We start from the raw sequence: 16486 nt of genomic DNA, 5'->3' as shown, positions 1-16486 counted from the left end.
GATTCAGGGGGACGCGCGTGCGTAGGCTGACATTAAAAGACGGCGCTTCGGATAAGTTCTGGGAAATAGACTTACAGGGAAATCAGTACACTGTCCGTTATGGCAGAGCCGGTACGGATGGACAGTTAAAAACCAAGGCATTTGATTCAGAAGCCAAAGCAAAGACTGAGCACGACAAACAGATCGCCGCCAAACTGAAAAAAGGGTATGTCGAGGACGGCGCGGCGACAGGCGCCCTTCCCGCTCAGGCAGTAACCGAGTCCCCCAAAGCAAAGACGCCCTCGCAGAAGAAAGCGACTTCAGAAGCGTCCGAGGCGGCGCCTGTCGCCACGGACGCCAGACCTATCGCCGCTTATGCGGATGAGCCCGTTTCTCTGGGGCTGCTTCCTGTTGACTGGCGCTGGGTTGCCTGGCGACCGCTGGAAGACGCCGAGCCCCCCTCGCCACGCCCCTTTGACATGGCGCATTTGATGAAAACCTTCTCTAATATTCGCATCGATAAGTCCAGCTACTGGGGCGACTTTGATTGGCGAACGGCGGAAATTCCGTTGCGCATGAGCAAAGAGGAAGCCACGTTCTGGCTCGTCGCCATGGCAAACAATCGCCGGACGGTTGCTGAACGTAAAAAGCACCTGAAAGAGTGGGATTTCACTCAGCCGGTGGACTATAAACAGGTGCTCTACAGTGAAACGCTCAACACGCCCTGGCTGATGATTCCTGCGTTCAACCTGCTATCTGAACAAGAATTTCTGGACCTGATTCTTACGGAAAAAGATGCCCGTTATCACGGCTCGGACCTTCAATGGGAGCGGGTTCGCGGCCTGCAACATGTGCTTCCTTTGTTGTCCGCGCCTGCAATTCAGCGACTGCAAGAGGCCGCGAAGGCGCATGTCAGTGTAGCGAACTGGCCAGTGTCGGATTTCTACAAAACCACCAACTACTTTGTTCTGGCCGCCGTGCTGGGTCTGTCCGACCTGTTGACGAGCGTGGTGGAGTCCTGGGACGACAAGCTGTATAGCGGCGATGGCTGGCACGACCATTACCACAAACCCCAGGAAGTCATTTTCGGTTTACAGGACCCTGAGCGGGTCAGTCACCATTTCCGGCGCCTGAAGTTACGCCTGTCCAACCCTGATTACATTCGCGCCTGGCTGGCGCATACCGGGCTTGAGCACTTGGATTACATCGAAGAGTCGCTGAAACAGGAGTCCAACCGGGATCAGGCGGAAAACCAGATGTCCGCGTTGATCGCCGTCAACGCAGCGCAAGTCGCTCCGGTCATGCTGGCCCTGACCAAGTCGTCAAAAGCGCCGAAAATGGCGAAAAACTGGCTGGATGAACATCCGCAGGCGGCGGTGACCGGGTTGGCGGACTGCATCGCCAATCATCATTCAGGGGCGCTGCGCCGGGAAGCCGTGGCCGCACTGCGTTTGATGAAGCGCAAAGGCTATGGGGAACTCATGCGGCAGGCGGCGGCGCATCAGCCGGCTATCGCGCAGACGATTGAAGACGTGCTGAATTATGAGGACCCCGCTGATAACCCGCTGACCGACGCAGAAACGCCAGACTGGTTACAAGCGGGGCTCACCCCGAAAGCAAAGGCGAAGCCAGTGGATTGGATCGACGCCAACGACCTGCCGTCCATTATCATGGGAGGCCGTGCTCTCAACGCCCAGCATGTGGCGGCGCTGCTCCTGACCCTGAAAACGGCGGACAGCCAGCAGGCGCCTTTTTTCCAGCAACTTAAAGAACAAACAGACGGCGGCTGCCTTGACGCGTTCGTCTGGGCCCTGTTTGAAGCCTGGTTGTCGGAGGGCGCGCCCTCGAAAGAGAAATGGGCCATGATGGCGATGGGTTACCTGGGCGGCGACGAATCGGTCATGAAACTGACGCCGATGATTAGAAAATGGCCCGGCGAATCCCAGCACCAGCGCGCGGTGTCCGGCCTGGAAGTGTTGCGCTTGATCGGCTCTAAAACCGCCTTGATGCAACTCAGCGGCATTTCCCAGAAGGTGAAGTTCAAAGGCGTTAAGTCCAAAGCGCAGGAGTACATGGAGCAAATCGCCGCCGAAAAAGGGCTGACCAAGGCGGAACTTGAAGACATGGTGATCCCGGACTGCGGGCTGGATGAAAAAGGCCGCAGGGTGTTTGACTATGGCCCCCGCCAGTTTCACTTCGTATTGGGCTCCGACTTGAAACCGAAACTGAAGGACGACAGCGGCAAGCTGCGTGATAACCCGCCCAAGCCTTCCGCCAAGGATGACGCGGAGCTGGCCAACGACTCCTTGCAAGAGTGGAAGCTGGTGAAGAAGCAGATTCGCGATATGGCCAAGATTCAGGCGGAGCGGCTGGAGCAGGCTATGGTAGTGGGACGTCGCTGGAAGGCGGAAGACTTCAATACTCTAATCGCCCGTCATCCATTAATGACGCACCTGGCGAGGCTGCTGCTTTGGGGTGGATATCAAAACGGCAAGCTGGCCGGGACGTTTCGTTTAACGGACGAACAGGATTTTGCTGACGTCAATGACGACCCGATGGCGTTGGACGAATTTGATGAAGTCGGGCTCGTCCACCCTCTGCATCTGACGGAAGAGGACAAAAACGCCTGGGGCGAAATGTTCAGCGATTATGAACTCCTTCCTCCATTTCAACAGCTCAGCCGGCCGGTGTTCGCCCTGAGTGAGGAAGAGCTGGAGCAGCAATCCATGTCCCGTTTTGAAAAGATGAAGCTGCCGGCCCCTACGCTGGTCTTCGGTCTGGAAAAACAAGGCTGGGCCCGGGGCGAGGCCATGGACGCAGGTGGGTTCGACGAGCACTCCAAGCAGTTCGCCGCCGCCAATGTCACCGCCGTCGTCAACTATGACGGCGTCGTCGGCATGGGGTATATCGAAGCGGATGAAACGCTGGAGACCACCGAGATTGTCTTCGTGCAGGGCATGCGCCAGCCCTCCGGTTATGGCTGGGATCAAAAAGATAAAATACTGCCGCTGAAACAAGTGGACCCCTTGGTGATCAGTGAAGTGATCAAGGATCTGAATCAACTTGCAGCGAAGGCCGAACAATGAGTGATTTAGCCCTTCAGCGCCCGCCGGCGGAGCAACGCTACGCCGAAGAGTTGGAGCAACTGGCCGCCAAAGACCGTGCAAGCGTCAAACCGCCGGGCTGGAATCTTTCCCCGCTGGCGGTCATTGACTTTATATTGGGCGACAGCCGCCAGAATATCAGTCCTAAATTTGTGGGGAGACGGCGCTTCATAGAACGTTGCGTGGCCACTCTGGCGACTAATCGCGGCCTGATGTTGATCGGACCGCCGGGCTCCGCCAAAAGTTATTTGAGCGAACTGCTCGCCGCGGCGATTTCGGGCGACTCCGGGTTAACGATTCAGGGATCGGCGGGCACGACCGAAGACCAGATCAAATATACTTGGAACTACGCTCTGTTATTGGAGAAAGGACCGGGGCCTGAGTCCCTGGTCCCGGCGCCGGTCTATCAAGGCATGCAACAGGGCAAGCTGGTGCGATTTGAAGAAATCACCCGCTGTCCCCTGGAAATTCAGGACACCCTGCTCTCCATTTTGAGCGATCGGGTGCTGCACATTCCCGAGCTGGAGCAAGGCGCCAGCGCCGTATTTGCGCGGCAGGGGTTCAACCTGATAGCAACCGCCAACACCCTCGACAAAGGCGTCAATGAAATGAGCGCGGCGCTGAAACGCCGCCTCAATTTTGAAACGGTGCAGCCCATCGCCAATATCGAGGAAGAAATGGCGTTAGTCGCGAGAGAAACGGACGCCTTGCTGCGACACGCCGGCATCCCGATGACCTTACCGGTCGATAAAGCCGAGGTGCTGGTGACGGTATTTCATGAATTACGCAACGCCAAAGTCATCGGCGGCGGCGCCCTGGAGCCGCTCAACTCCGTCATGAGTACGGCGGAGTCCGTCTCCGTGGCCTTCGCCGCGTGCGTGCAGGGGTATTACTACAACCAGGGCGCAGTCACCGCCGAGCATCTGGTTTCTGCGCTGGGCTCCACCGCCGCCAAGGACTCCAGTGAAGACCTGAAAAAAATACGACACTACTTGCATCATGTGGCGGGCAAGCGCAAAGGCTCCGCCTGGACTGAATTCGCCAATGCGAAACAGGCGCTAAGTGACCACTGATGCATTCTGACCGTATTCATTTTTTCCCGGTTCGTCATCACAGTCCGGCCTGCGCCCGCGCGGTGTATGAGTATGCGATGGCGCTGCGGCCGCAGGCCATCCTGATCGAAGGCCCCAGCGAATATAACCCGCAACGGGAGGAGCTGTTCCTCAGCCACCAGTTGCCGTTGGCGATCTACACCTATGTCGCCAGTGACGACCACCGGGCCGGCGCCTACCATCCCTTCTGTGAATACAGCCCTGAGTGGCGCGCGCTACAGGCGGCGAAAGATCTCAAGTGCGAGATCGCGTTCATTGATTTGCCCTGGCCGGAGATCTGCGCATTGCGACTGCAAAGCGCCGACGAGGACGTTCAGGACCAGGAGCATCGCTACGCCGATGGCGAATTAAGGCGCAGTCGATACATTCAGACCCTATGTCAGACCCTGAAAGTGGAAGACTTTGACGCCGCCTGGGATGAGCTGTTTGAAATCGATCCAGCATCTCCCGTCGAGCTGCAACAGAAAGTCGCCGCCTTTTGCCTGGCGATTCGGACCTTTGAAGACGAAGACCGGGCGCAACGGGGACTCCCTCCCGACCCGGTCAATCAGGCCCGGGAGCGCTATATGGCGGAGCGGATTCGAGACGCAAGCGAACGCATGGCAGGCGATATTCTGGTGGTGACGGGAGGTTTTCACACTTCCGCGCTGTCTGAACTGATCAAGGCGGAGACGCTCCCCCCGGTTTCTACCGACTCCACGCAGACCGCGTCCTGGCGGGAACAGGGCGCCGCCCTCACCCCCTACAGCTACGCCCGTCTGGACGCGCTGACCGGGTATCAGTCCGGCATGCCCGGCCCCGAGTTTTATCATCAAGTCTGGCTGGCGCGCTCAAACGACACGGAGTTCCAGACGCAGCCGCTTGTCGACGCCATTGCGCAGCAATTACGCCAGCGCAAACTCACGTTCAGCACCGCCGACCGCATTGCTGCGGAATGCAGCGTTCGGACTCTGGCGGCAATGCGCGGCCATCCGGCGCCCTGGCGCCAGGATCTGTTCGACGGGCTAAGCAGCGCCACCATCAAAGACGAACTGGCTCACGGCGGCTACCACCCCATGCACGAAGTGATTCATGAGGTATTCCGGGGAGGTCGTCAGGGACGCTTGCACGATGAGACAAGCCTGCCGCCTTTGGCGAGGGACATCGACGCCCTCCTGCGATCACTGGATTTATGGCCGACAGCGACGCCTCGCCTCGTCTCGCTGAACTTGCTCGAAGCCGGCGATCTGCAGCGCAACCGTATATTACGACGCCTGCAACTCCTGAACGTTGCGGGATTTGAACTACTGTCCTCGCCGGATTTTGTCGCCCGGGACGATCTCATGGAGGCGCAAGCGCAATGGAAGCTGCAATGGTCGCCGGAATTCGACGCCGGAAAAATCGAAGCCTCAAGATATGGCGCCTCACTGGAGGAGGCCGCCAATCAACGTTTGCTGGAAATGATGCGACGCAAAGGCCGTCTGGCCGACACGGCGGAGCTGCTCATTCTTACCGCGCTGTGCGGGCTGGCCCGCCACACCCGCAATCTGACGATGGAGCTGACGCGGCAAACGAGCCTTTGCAGTGATTTTGTGGAAGTCGTCTCTGCCTTGAACCACCTGAGCTATCTGCAACGATATGACGATATTCTTGAGTGGGACAATGTCGACGCCACTCGTCCCCTGAGCAACGCTTTATATGAGCGCGCGCTGTTTCTACTCGACTCGTTGGGGCGTCCCGACCAGGGGTTTGAGTTTGTGGAGGCCATTCGCACCCTGCTGCACTGTCATTTCGCGCTTTCGCAGGATGCAGGATGGTCCAAAGAGCCCTTTGCGGACAGCTTGCAGAGCCAATGCAAAGAGCCAGAGCAGTCGCCGGAAATTCGGGGGGCGGCTTTGGGCGGCTGCTTTATGTTGGGCGTCACTCCCGGCGAGACCATCATCCCCTTTGTGCGGCAGATCGCCACATCGGAATTGGGGGATTTTCTTGTCGGCCTGTTTCGCATCGCCAGAGAGACCGTGCAACGCCATCCTGATTTGATCAATGTGATTCATCAGGTGGTTCAGGGTTATGACGCGCATGAGTTTATGCAGGCGTTGCCCAGCCTGCGTCTGGCGTTCACTTACTTCACGCCGCGGGAAAAACTGTATTTGGCGGATCATCTGCCCGGAATCGCAGCGCCTGCACATGCAGGGACAGAGGTTGAGGCATTCACTCCAGAACTGAAGGATATTGAAGACGCCATGAGGTTTGAGAACGCCCTGCTCGCCACCGCCCGCGATTATGGCATTGATCTGGAGACCGCCTATGAAGGCTGAACAACAACTAAGGTGGCGTCTGATACTCGGCGAAACTGACAGCGAACACCTGAATCCTTCCATGACGCCGCAGCAATGCCAACAGGATAAGTTGCTGGATTACCTCTACGGTCAGGAATACCGCCGGGACAATCGCAATATCCGCGGCGGAACCCTGGATGATTCCTCTCTCACCATTCCTGAGTGGATTAACGGTATTCACGAACTGTTCCCCAAGGAAACCATTGAACGCCTGGAGAAAGACGCGCTGGAGCGCTATCAGATTCAGGAGATGGTGACGAACCCTGAGCTGCTGAAGCGGGCGCAACCCAGTCTGACCTTGTTGAAAGCCATTCTGCACACCAAACATTTGATGAACCAGGAAGTGCTCGCTCTGGCGCGAACCATGGCGAAACGGGTGATCGCTGAACTGCTGGAAAAACTGGCCCGCCCGATGCGCCACCCGTTCCTGGGGCGTGTTCATCGCTTAAAGCGCAGCCATCTCAAGATCGCAAAGAACTTTGACGCCAAGGAGACCATTCGTCGCAATCTGAAGCACTACGACCGCGAGCGCGGCAGACTGGTCATCGAAACGCCCTATTTCCATTCCCGCATTCGGCGGCAAAGTGATAAATGGCGGCTCATCATCCTGGTGGATCAATCCGGCAGCATGATGGACAGCGTGATCTACTCCGCGGTGACCGCATCCATTTTCTGGGGCATTCAGGCGCTGGACACTCATCTGGTGGTGTTCGACACCAATATTGTGGATTTAACCGCGCATTGTCAGGACCCGGTGGAAACTCTGATGAAAGTGCAGATGGGCGGTGGCACCGACATCGGCTACGCCATGCAGTATGGCGCTTCGCTGGTTTCTCAGCCGACCAGGACCCTTCTTGTGCTGATTTCCGATTTTTGCGAGGGCGGCGACCCTCGCCGCCTGTTGAGCATCACCCAGGATCTGGTTGAAAGCGGGGTGCAGGTGCTGGGACTGGCGGCGCTCGATGAGCGCGCTAATCCGGTTTATGACCAGCGCATTGCGCAGCAAATGATGAATATCGGCGCGAAAGTGGGCTGCATGACGCCGGGCGAGCTGGCCAATTGGGTGTCCGAGGTCATCGAGTGACGACCGATGACGCTGTAAAACGATAAATCGATGATGTTGGGGCCTAGAGTGAGTGACTTTGAATGACCATGCGCCGTGATGATCTGCTCAGCATGACGTTGCAGGACCTGGAAGGTTATTCCAACCGGGGAACTGTCAAGCGGGCGCAGAAAGAACTGGAAAAACTACGTGCAGAACTGGCTGCAGGCGAGACACTTTTGTCGGAGGATGACGCCGGCAATCTGGCGGCGCAATGGCCGGACGGCGTCATCACGCAACTGGGGGTGAAGGAAGCCTTTCCCCATGGGCGTTGCTCCTGCCCGTCCACCACTACCTGTCGCCACCTGATTACCTTGGTGCTGGCCTATCAGGAAATCCGTGCGAAAGACGCAGAGACGCCTGTCCCGGTCGCCTGGAACCCGGGAGATATCAGCGACGAGTTGATGGCGACGGCATACGCTCCAGCGCAAATCCGTAAAGCGAAGAAGTGGTTTCAGGAAGGCGTACTGGCGGAGTTGGCCCTCAGCGAGAAGCCGCTGGCGATTATTGAGACGATCGGTGTGGCGGTCCGCTTTTTAGCTCCGGGCGATCCGCGCTATGTGCAGTCCGATGGCGATGAGGAACTGACGGCGGTGGCGGCGATTATCGCCATACTGGCGTTCAGGCGGCTCCCGCAGGGCCAGACGGCCGGTTATGTCAGCACCTGCCCACCGCCCCCTGCCGAACCGGAAGCGTTGCGGTCCGTCGGCGGCCTGTTTGTTCGCCTGCTGCAGGGCGGACTCTCTCAACTGGAGCCAGGAATGCGGGATAAGCTCCGCCGCGCCGCCCGGCGTATGCAGGCTCATGACTGGCTGTGGCCGGCCAGCCACTGTGAGCGTCTGGTGGAGCAGATCGACCGCTATCACCGCCGAGACGGCTCCTTTTCCCCTTCTCAGGCGATCCGCCACATGGGCGAGTTCCTCTGTCGGCAACGCGCCCTCGCCTCGCCGACGCTGCCTGCGCCGGAAGTCGTAATTAGAGGCGGAGGACCAAAAAGGGTCAGGGAGCGAACCGGCAAGTCGCGCTATATAGGCCTGGGTTGCCGCATGCGGGAGGAGCATGGCGGCGTCTTCGCAGAGGTGTTTCTACAGAGCGTCGACACTGGCGGACTGGTGATTCTGGAGAAACGTCAAAAAACCTCGAAGGCGGAAGACGCTCCCCACTCCTATTATCAGATCACCCAACGCATGTATGTGCTGCAGCACTCTATCCAGGACTACGGCAAGGGGCAGGTGTTAACCTCCGGCGCCAAACTATCCTTGGATAATCGCATGACGTTTGGTCGCCAGACCGCGGTTAATCCACAATCCTATCAATGGTCGACACTGCGTCAGAACCTGCTAATGGAGGACTTTGATGAACTCCGCAGGCGTCTGGCCACTCGCCTGGCGGGGCCGTTTCGGTCTCTTAAGGCCAATGAAAATTTTTATGCGATCAAAGTGAGTGGCGTCGCCAATCCCCGTTTCGACGCCGCCTCCCAGTGCGTCAAAGCCGACCTTGTGGACGCCAAAGGCGCCAGTATCGCGCTTGCGTTTCCCTACTCAACGCGCGGGGCGGGAGGCGCTGAAGTACTGTTGCAACTACTGCGAATGCATGGCTCGCACATCAACTACGTCGCCGGTTCGGTCACGGAACACACGCACGGGTTGATGATCGAGCCCATCAGTGTCGTGTACTCCGTGAGCCAACAAGCCATGATGCTGCAACCCTATGTCGACGCCAGCTTGCCCGGTATACCTGCCGCCCATACGCTACCTGCGGAAAATCGCCTTGCCCTGGAGCAGTCAACCTTGTCTCGGCTATTGGAGGAGCTGGACCAATTACTCTGCGACCTGCTAATCACAGGGATTAGACAGGCGGCGCCCAATGCTCAATCCCGGTGGCGAGAATTAACGCAACAATGCGAAGCCATAGGACTGCACAGGCTGAATCGAATCCTGTCCGCCGCCATTGACTGGCGTGACGACGCCGCAGCAATCAATCCCCCCGCTCTGCTTAACCTGCTGGTTTATCTGCGTCTTAGCAAGTAACCCGATGCAGTGAACAGAAAGATAATTGAGCATTGGAATAATCTGAACCAAAAGAATGCATAACCGATAAATGCGGGCCAGATAAATGCAGGTTGGAAATGTAGGTTGGATAAGCAAAGCGCCATCCAACGCATCGCTCAGAGACTTTGCACTCTAATTATTATTAATATGGCAATGATATTGGCATGTTAATAACTAGGCGCATGGATGCGCCTGCGCGGCGGCTAGCCGCGGGAGACAGGGCCTGACCTGTGCAGGCCCTGTCGTTGCAGTCAAATAGAAGGAAGCTATTTGACTGCCTGATTAATAGTTAAACGCAATCTGTCAAAAAAAGTAACAACCTCAGGCTTGGCGTCGCCAAACTGGCCAATCTGCTACGCTTTTAGAAGCTATGCATGATGACTTTAGGTGATGACCGTGATGATGACGCGCCGCTGGCGTTTACAGATGTTTCCGGTTCGACTTTTCCTGTGTCTGGGGTTGCTATGGAGCGTTTCATTGTTCGCGCAGGAGGTGATTCATATCGGCAGCGGCGAATGGCCGCCTTATATTTCCGAAGATGCGCCCAATTTTGGTCCCACCTCGCAAATTGTTTCCGAGGCGTTTGCGCTGGTGAATATTGATGTGACGTACGATTTCCACCCCTGGAATCGCAGCTTCTTTCTGTGTCAGCAAGGAGACCTGGACGCCACTATTGCCTGGGAAAAGACCTCTGAGCGGGAGCAGGATTTTGTATTCAGCGAGATGCCGATCATCATTGAACGCACCGTGTTCTTCTACTCGAAGCATCGTACCTTGTCATGGGAGGAAATCTGGTCTCCGCCGGAAGACGCTCAAAAACTGCGTGTCGGCGCCATACTGGGCTACAACTACGGGAGCAAGCTGGATGAAGCGGAGCGGACGGGATTGTTTACGGTGCGCCGCAGCGACTCGGAAGCCACCAACTTCAGGCAACTGATCAAAGGTCATATAGACCTGTTTCCCAGTGATCTGGTAGTGGGGCTGGAAGTCTTAAGAAAGCACTTTGACGCGGGGGAGCGTCAGCAAATCAGGTATCTGCCGGAGCAATTGTATACCGCAAAACTGTATCTGATATTTTCGAAGAAATCGCCACGGCATGCCTGGTTGAAAGCGCAGTTTGATAAAGGCATGCAACAGCTGATTGACTCCGGCAGACTGAGCAATCTGCAAATAGATCCCAGCCTCAGTCCCGCCAGCGTCTCGGCGCACTGACCTCCTACCTCAATACTTACCCTCAATCCGCTAATCTGCGGTAATGGCCTTCCACGATGCCTTCCAGATGATGCCGCCAGCGACGGTCATCAGCAGGTGTTTCATCAGAGCCTCCTGTGCGCTGGGCGTTCTATCGAGTTTAGCTCAGGCATAACAACTGACTGAGAGGCTGAAGACCCGTCTCATGGATTTGGAGGCGGAGTGAACGGGACGCCAATATCCTCTTTCCATAGCGTCTCGTAGCGACCGCTGTCCCTCAGTTTTCGCAGTCCCCGGTTGAATGAATCCAGCAGAAACCGGGCGCGGACAGGATCGATGTTTCTGGAAATCAGCAGGTGCTGGGCATCCACGGAGATCGGCTTGGGGTGATAGGTGATATTGGCCGCGTCCTGGGCGGAAATTTCGCTGCGGGCGATCTGCAGCCCGACCTCGCGATTGACCGCAAACAACTGAATTCTTCCCGCCGCCAGCTTCCTCATATTCAATAGGTCCGTGGACACTCGCTCAAATACAAAACCATCGCGCACCTCCGCCCTGGCGAGGGTCGGACCATAGAAATAACCCAGCGTCAGTCCAATTTTGTAGGGTTTGAGGTCTTCAATGCTGCTCCAGTCAAAGTTCAGGCTTTTCAGATGGAAGAACACTTTGGTTTCGATAAGGACAGGATCGCTGTAAGAGAACTGCTGAGCCCGCTCCTTTGAGTAGACCCAGCCCGGCGTGCCGTCGTAATCTCCTTCGGCGGCCATGCGCAACGCTCGGTTCCAGGGCAGAAAAACATACTCGACCTTGATGTGCTCGGCAGCGAAAGCTTCTTCGACAATATGAGGGAACACGCCATAGTGGCTCAGCGTCGAGGAGAAGAATGGCGGGAATTCGCCGATGGACAGCCATACTTTGTCTTCGGCGCGGGCATGCAGGGTCGCCATGATGCTAATCAGGATGCAGGAAAAGAACATTCTGCGCAGCCACACCATTACTTCATGCCTCGCTCAGGGCTTCAAATCTTCGCGCCGCTTTGCAGTGAAGTATAGCCATAAAACCGCAGACCTAACGTCAGCCCTGTCGTTTCCTTTTTTGGCTCCGCGATAGCGACCGCCTTAAACACGCTAATTCCGCCTGTTAGCAATGCGTATCGCGGATCTCGGTCTATTCTTTGAGGGAGGATATTGAAAAGACGGGCAAAAAGGGAGGTTGCGATGGCGGAGATTTATCAGTCGACATACCAGAATGGCGCCTGGAGCCAGCCCCTGCCCTCAGCCAGCAGCGCGCAATGGGTCATCGCTTTTGGCTCCAAGGACATCATGGACGATCCCGACATCCGCGAGCAGGTCCGACGGGCTTTCCCTCAGGCGCAGATTACTGGCTGCACCACCAGCGGGGCGATTGAAGGAGCCAAGCTATTCGACAGCTGTATCTGCCTGACCGCAGCGACCTTTGCTTCCTCTCGGATAGAGGCCCTGTCCGCCGACTTCCATGACTTTGGAGACAGCGGCGCTTTGGGCGCGCATTTAGCGGAACAATTGAACGCCGAAGGGCTCGTACACATTTTTGTCATATCGGATGGGCATGTCGTTAACGGTTCCGACCTGATTCGCGCCATATGTAAGAAGTTGCCGGACACTATCTACATGACGGGCGGTCTGGCGGGAGACGGTACGGAATTCAAGGAAACCAAGGTCTGGTTGAACGATCAGTACAACAGCGGACAGGTCGCGCTTATCTGTTTCTATGGAGCGAATCTCCGAATCGGCAAGGGCAATTTCGGCGGCTGGAAGCCGTTTGGCCCCTTTAGAAAGGTCACCAGATCGAATAAAAATGTACTGTATGAGCTGGATAACAAACCCGCCCTGGAAATCTACAAGACCTATCTGGGCGAGTACGCCAATGAGCTGCCGGCGTCCGCCCTGCGCTTCCCAATCGGCTTGAAGCACTCCACCGCCACGGAATTGGTTGTTCGCACCATTCTCTCCATCAATGAAGAAGACCAAAGTATGGTGTTCGCCGGCAACGTGCCCGAGGGCGCCAGTTGTCAGATTATGCACGCCAACTATGAAAACCTGATATCGGGCGCGGGCTACGCCACGGAGAAAGCCATCAGCGACATAGAAGGCGCGCCTTCGCAACTGGCGATCCTGGTCAGCTGCGTCGGGCGGCGGATGGTGTTGGGCGTCAGAACGGAGGAAGAATTGGAAGAGGTCAAAGAGATGATATCCGAGGGATGTCATATGGCGGGATTTTATTCTTACGGCGAGATTTCCTCAGTGATCTGTAGCGACGGACGCTGCGGCTTGCTGAACCAGACGATGACGGTGACGCTGTTCGAAGAGGCTGGATAATGCACAAGCTGTTATTACGACAACTGAAGCGAAGTGCTTTGTCCGATCTGCTGGAAGCGCACCCGCGTTTTTTGGAGAGCGTTTCAGACGCCTATACCCAGCATGAGGATGAGATACGCTTCATCGAGCACTCCCTGTTCGTCGTATCCAATGAGTTAAACGAGCAAAATGCGCTGCTTTCGCGGCAGGTTCACGAGTTGAGCCAGGCAAATGCGCAGATAAGCCGCTCCGAGGCCGAACTAACCGCGATTCTGGACGCCACGGGAGAAGCCATTATTTCCTTCGACTGTAACGGCGAGCTGTCCCTCCTGAATCGGCAGGGCAAGAACTTCATCAGCCAGTTGCAGGCGGACATGATATTTGAGGAGCAGCTGCTTCTGATATGCAAGAACCCCACGGAACTTGAAGAGACCTTTGAGGCCATACGCAAAGACCCTTTTATCAACGTGAATGGACTCATTGAATTCAAACGTCGGCGCTATTATGAGTTTTACTCATCCCCGAAAGTGGTGGACGGCCAACTGCAGGGCCGCGTCTGGAGCTTCAAGGATGTTAGCTCGCAGAAAATCACCGATGACATCATCCGTTTTCAAGCATTGCATGACAGCCTGACGGGGCTTCCCAATCGCAACTGTCTGAACCAGCTTCTGGAAAAGCAGCTGCGCTTTCACAATTTCCACCTGATGAAACTGGCGGTTCTTTTCATCGACCTTTCCGGCCTCAAGAAAATTAATGACACTCAAGGCTTTGAAGTCGGCGACGCCATACTGATCGACTCCGTGCACCGCATCATGCTGCGCTTGCGGGATAAGGACATCATCGCTCGTTTCGGCGGCGATGATTTAATCGCTATCCTGCGGGATATCCCCAGTAACGACTGGGTTATGTCCGTCTGCAAAAATATTGAGAGAGACATTAGCCAACCGATAGAGTTCAGCAATCACCTTTACTTTATCTCTTGCCACATTGGCGTGAGCATTTACCCGGAAGATGGCGAAGCCGTGGGCGATCTGGTCCGGCGCGCAGATCTGGCCAAATACCATGGCTTTAACCATGACGTCGCCATACAGTTCTTCAGCTTCAGCATCGCTGAGGAGGAAATGCGCAGGCAAACGGTAGAAAGCCAGTTGCGCAAGGCGATCGAGAATCTTGAACTAACGCTCTATCTACAGCCCAAAGTAGATCTTAAATCCGGCGCAATTAAAGGGTCAGAAGGACTGATTCGCTGGGTAAAGCCGGATGGAAGCATCATCCCTCCCGGCGTTTTCATCCCTATCGCAGAGAATACCGGCATGATACGGGACATTGGCCGGCTGGTGGTGCATGAAGCCTGCAAGATTCTGGCGAACTGGGAGCGCCTCGGCATCACGGAGACGACCATCTCCGTCAACCTTTCTATCGCCGACTTTAATGATGGCGCTTTGGTCGGCGACATTATCGGCGAACTTGAGCGCTTTAATGTGTCGCCCTCCAGGCTGATTCTGGAGGTCACGGAGTCACTGTTCATGGCGAATAAAGACTTGGTGAGAAACGCTATGCTGCAACTGGAAAGTCAGGGAATCAAATTCGCCCTGGACGACTTTGGCACGGGCTACTCCTCCCTCAGCTATTTGCAGGAACTTCCCTTCTCCTACCTTAAGATTGACCGATCATTCTTAATCGGCGTCCTTCAGGATGCGAAGAAGTCCGCCATTGCGCAAACCATTATCGATATCGGCAAAAACCTGAATCTGGCGCTGGTGGCGGAAGGGATTGAGGACGCGGAGACGCTGGAGTTCGTCAGAGGGAAAACGGACAACTGTGCGCTGGTGCAGGGGTTCTATTTCTATCGGCCCATGCCCCATGCGGATTTGACGGAATTGTTATTGAAGCACATCTCCTAACTCATCAGCTGCCAACTCATCCATAAATCGAACACTTATTAGTTGACAGTATCAACCAATGCCATTATGGTTGACACAGTCAACTAACTAAATCTGTGAATCATGTCCGAAACCCATGTCCCGGAAACCAGCGTCGGCGAGTCCCTGCACCGCCTGCTCCATGCCTATAAACGCGCGATGCGTCAGGCCTATCAGGAGGTCAATCTGACCCTGGCGGTCTCCCACATACGCTCGTTGAAAGTGATCAACCACGCCCGTGAAAAGAACACTATCTGTACCGCCCAGGTGATTGCAGAGCGCCTGCAGCGGGACAAGGCCCAGATTACGCGCGTCGTGAAAGATCTGCTTGAGGAAGGGCTGATCGAAAAACGGGACAACCCTGAAGACCGTCGCAGCCAGCTACTGCTATTAACTCAGAAAGGCGTCGATGCGTACAAGACAATAAAAGAGGTGGAAGCGCTGGCGGGAACCCGCATGGCGCAAGGCCTCAATGCTGATGAGATCAGGGAGTTCGTCAAACTCGCGAATGCGATGGCGGAAAACCTCAAACACTGAATACAACCGCTCTTGAGCTACGGGAGCGCTATCCGTTTTATTGATTTTGTGAGGATATAATGAGCAGACCTGCGCCACGCGAACTGACCCTGGTTCGCAGACAATCAATTACTCCCAACATGCTGCGCGTCACCCTGGGCGGCGACGGCATCCACAGCTTTCCTGCCGACCAGGAAAGCGCCTACGTCAAACTGATGTTTCCCCGCGACGGCGAACAGCGCCCGCTGATGCGCACTTACACCGTGCGCGCGCAAAGAGAAGATGAGATCGACATAGATTTCGTCATTCACGAAGACGGCGGCCCCGCCTCCACTTGGGCGATTCAGGCGGAAATCGGCTCGCAGATCCTGATCGGCGGCCCTGGTCCGAAAAAACTGGTGGATGTGGAAGCGGACTGGTTTCTGGTGATCGGCGACATGACCGCCCTGCCCGCCATCAGCGTCAACCTGGAACAGCTTCCCTCCAATGCGAGGGGCTATGCAGTGATTGAGGTGATCAGCGAGGCGGATATCCAGCCCCTCAAGACCCCCGCCAACCTCGACGTGCACTGGCTGATTAATCCCCATCCCGGCGTCGACAGCAACCTGCTGCTGAACAAAGTCCGCGACCTGCCCTGGCTGCAAGGACGTCCTTCCGTCTGGTGCGCCTGCGAACTAAACAGCATGCGCCAGTTGCGGGACCACTTCCGCGCCCAGGAAGGACTGGAAAAAAGCGACCTGTACATCTCCAGCTACTGGAAACTCGGCGTCAGCGAAGATGAACACAAAGTGCTGAAGGCGGCGTTGAATTAAAAAACGGGGCGTAAAGCCCCGTTCTCTTTTGGAAACAGCGATG

At 56.2% G+C, this 16486-nt stretch carries 11 protein-coding genes; 10 read left to right on the top strand and 1 reads right to left on the bottom strand.

The genetic code is table 11. From position 1 onward, the window contains the following. Positions 1-17: 17 nt before the first annotated feature. The 6 genes from EUZ85_RS17695 to EUZ85_RS17670 all read left to right on the top strand — a co-directional run bounded on the left by EUZ85_RS17695 (position 18) and on the right by EUZ85_RS17670 (position 10878). The gene (locus tag EUZ85_RS17695; RefSeq protein WP_127970532.1) at positions 18-3065 is read left to right on the top strand and encodes a WGR and DUF4132 domain-containing protein; all 3048 of its coding nucleotides are present in this window, start codon (positions 18-20) and stop codon (positions 3063-3065) included. Beyond that, the gene (locus tag EUZ85_RS17690; RefSeq protein WP_127970531.1) at positions 3062-4156 is read left to right on the top strand and encodes an AAA family ATPase; all 1095 of its coding nucleotides are present in this window, start codon (positions 3062-3064) and stop codon (positions 4154-4156) included. Before EUZ85_RS17695 ends, EUZ85_RS17690 begins: the two co-directional genes overlap by 4 nt. After that, a complete protein-coding gene (locus EUZ85_RS17685) occupies positions 4156-6492 on the top strand; it encodes a DUF5682 family protein (protein WP_127970530.1) in 2337 nt (778 codons plus the stop codon). Before EUZ85_RS17690 ends, EUZ85_RS17685 begins: the two co-directional genes overlap by 1 nt. Then, the gene (locus EUZ85_RS17680; RefSeq protein ID WP_127970529.1) at positions 6482-7597 is read left to right on the top strand and encodes a VWA domain-containing protein; all 1116 of its coding nucleotides are present in this window, start codon (positions 6482-6484) and stop codon (positions 7595-7597) included. The genes EUZ85_RS17685 and EUZ85_RS17680 overlap by 11 nt, the downstream gene beginning before the upstream one ends. A 62-nt stretch (positions 7598-7659) precedes the next feature. Continuing rightward, on the top strand, positions 7660-9645 hold the full coding sequence (locus tag EUZ85_RS17675; RefSeq protein WP_127970528.1) for a hypothetical protein: 1986 nt from the start codon (positions 7660-7662) through the stop codon (positions 9643-9645). Positions 9646-10065: 420 nt separating this feature from the next. Further along, positions 10066-10878 carry an ABC transporter substrate-binding protein gene (locus EUZ85_RS17670; RefSeq protein ID WP_241567092.1) on the top strand — a complete coding sequence of 271 codons (813 nt, stop codon included), beginning with the start codon at positions 10066-10068 and terminating at the stop codon, positions 10876-10878. A gap of 182 nt (positions 10879-11060) precedes the next feature. Here EUZ85_RS17670 and EUZ85_RS17665 read toward each other — a convergent pair whose 3' ends face one another. After that, positions 11061-11852 (bottom strand): ABC transporter substrate-binding protein, encoded by a 792-nt coding sequence (locus EUZ85_RS17665; RefSeq protein WP_127970527.1) that lies wholly within the window; start codon positions 11850-11852, stop codon positions 11061-11063. Between the two features lie 222 nt (positions 11853-12074). On the opposite strand from EUZ85_RS17665, the gene EUZ85_RS17660 reads away from it, so the two are divergent. From EUZ85_RS17660 to EUZ85_RS17645, 4 genes are all read left to right on the top strand, one after another. Then, positions 12075-13214: an FIST signal transduction protein gene (locus EUZ85_RS17660; RefSeq protein WP_127970526.1), complete on the top strand. Its 1140-nt coding sequence runs from the start codon at positions 12075-12077 to the stop codon at positions 13212-13214. Continuing rightward, positions 13214-15097: a bifunctional diguanylate cyclase/phosphodiesterase gene (locus EUZ85_RS17655; protein WP_127970525.1), complete on the top strand. Its 1884-nt coding sequence runs from the start codon at positions 13214-13216 to the stop codon at positions 15095-15097. Before EUZ85_RS17660 ends, EUZ85_RS17655 begins: the two co-directional genes overlap by 1 nt. Positions 15098-15199: 102 nt before the next feature. Next, positions 15200-15652 carry a MarR family winged helix-turn-helix transcriptional regulator gene (locus EUZ85_RS17650; RefSeq protein WP_127970524.1) on the top strand — a complete coding sequence of 151 codons (453 nt, stop codon included), beginning with the start codon at positions 15200-15202 and terminating at the stop codon, positions 15650-15652. Positions 15653-15711: 59 nt separating this feature from the next. Next, positions 15712-16443 (top strand): siderophore-interacting protein, encoded by a 732-nt coding sequence (locus EUZ85_RS17645; RefSeq protein WP_127970523.1) that lies wholly within the window; start codon positions 15712-15714, stop codon positions 16441-16443. The last annotated feature ends 43 nt before the right edge of the window (positions 16444-16486 follow it).

Origin of the sequence: Hahella sp. KA22 (genome assembly GCF_004135205.1) — a bacterium.
Classification (GTDB): domain Bacteria; phylum Pseudomonadota; class Gammaproteobacteria; order Pseudomonadales; family Oleiphilaceae; genus Hahella.
The sequence above is the reverse complement of the archived record's forward strand: the minus strand, read 5'-3'. Positions and strand labels throughout refer to the sequence as shown.

Bases quoted from the DNA above. Each gene is read 5' to 3' on its own strand.
- EUZ85_RS17690 (WP_127970531.1), top strand. From the start codon at position 3,062: ATGAGTGATTTAGCCCTTCAGCGCCCGCCGGCGGAGCAACGCTACGCC.
- EUZ85_RS17685 (WP_127970530.1), top strand. From the start codon at position 4,156: ATGCATTCTGACCGTATTCATTTTTTCCCGGTTCGTCATCACAGTCCG.
- EUZ85_RS17680 (WP_127970529.1), top strand. From the start codon at position 6,482: ATGAAGGCTGAACAACAACTAAGGTGGCGTCTGATACTCGGCGAAACT.
- EUZ85_RS17675 (WP_127970528.1), top strand. From the start codon at position 7,660: ATGACCATGCGCCGTGATGATCTGCTCAGCATGACGTTGCAGGACCTG.
- EUZ85_RS17670 (WP_241567092.1), top strand. From the start codon at position 10,066: ATGATGACGCGCCGCTGGCGTTTACAGATGTTTCCGGTTCGACTTTTC.
- EUZ85_RS17665 (WP_127970527.1), bottom strand. From the start codon at position 11,852: ATGGTGTGGCTGCGCAGAATGTTCTTTTCCTGCATCCTGATTAGCATC.
- EUZ85_RS17660 (WP_127970526.1), top strand. From the start codon at position 12,075: ATGGCGGAGATTTATCAGTCGACATACCAGAATGGCGCCTGGAGCCAG.
- EUZ85_RS17655 (WP_127970525.1), top strand. From the start codon at position 13,214: ATGCACAAGCTGTTATTACGACAACTGAAGCGAAGTGCTTTGTCCGAT.
- EUZ85_RS17650 (WP_127970524.1), top strand. From the start codon at position 15,200: ATGTCCGAAACCCATGTCCCGGAAACCAGCGTCGGCGAGTCCCTGCAC.
- EUZ85_RS17645 (WP_127970523.1), top strand. From the start codon at position 15,712: ATGAGCAGACCTGCGCCACGCGAACTGACCCTGGTTCGCAGACAATCA.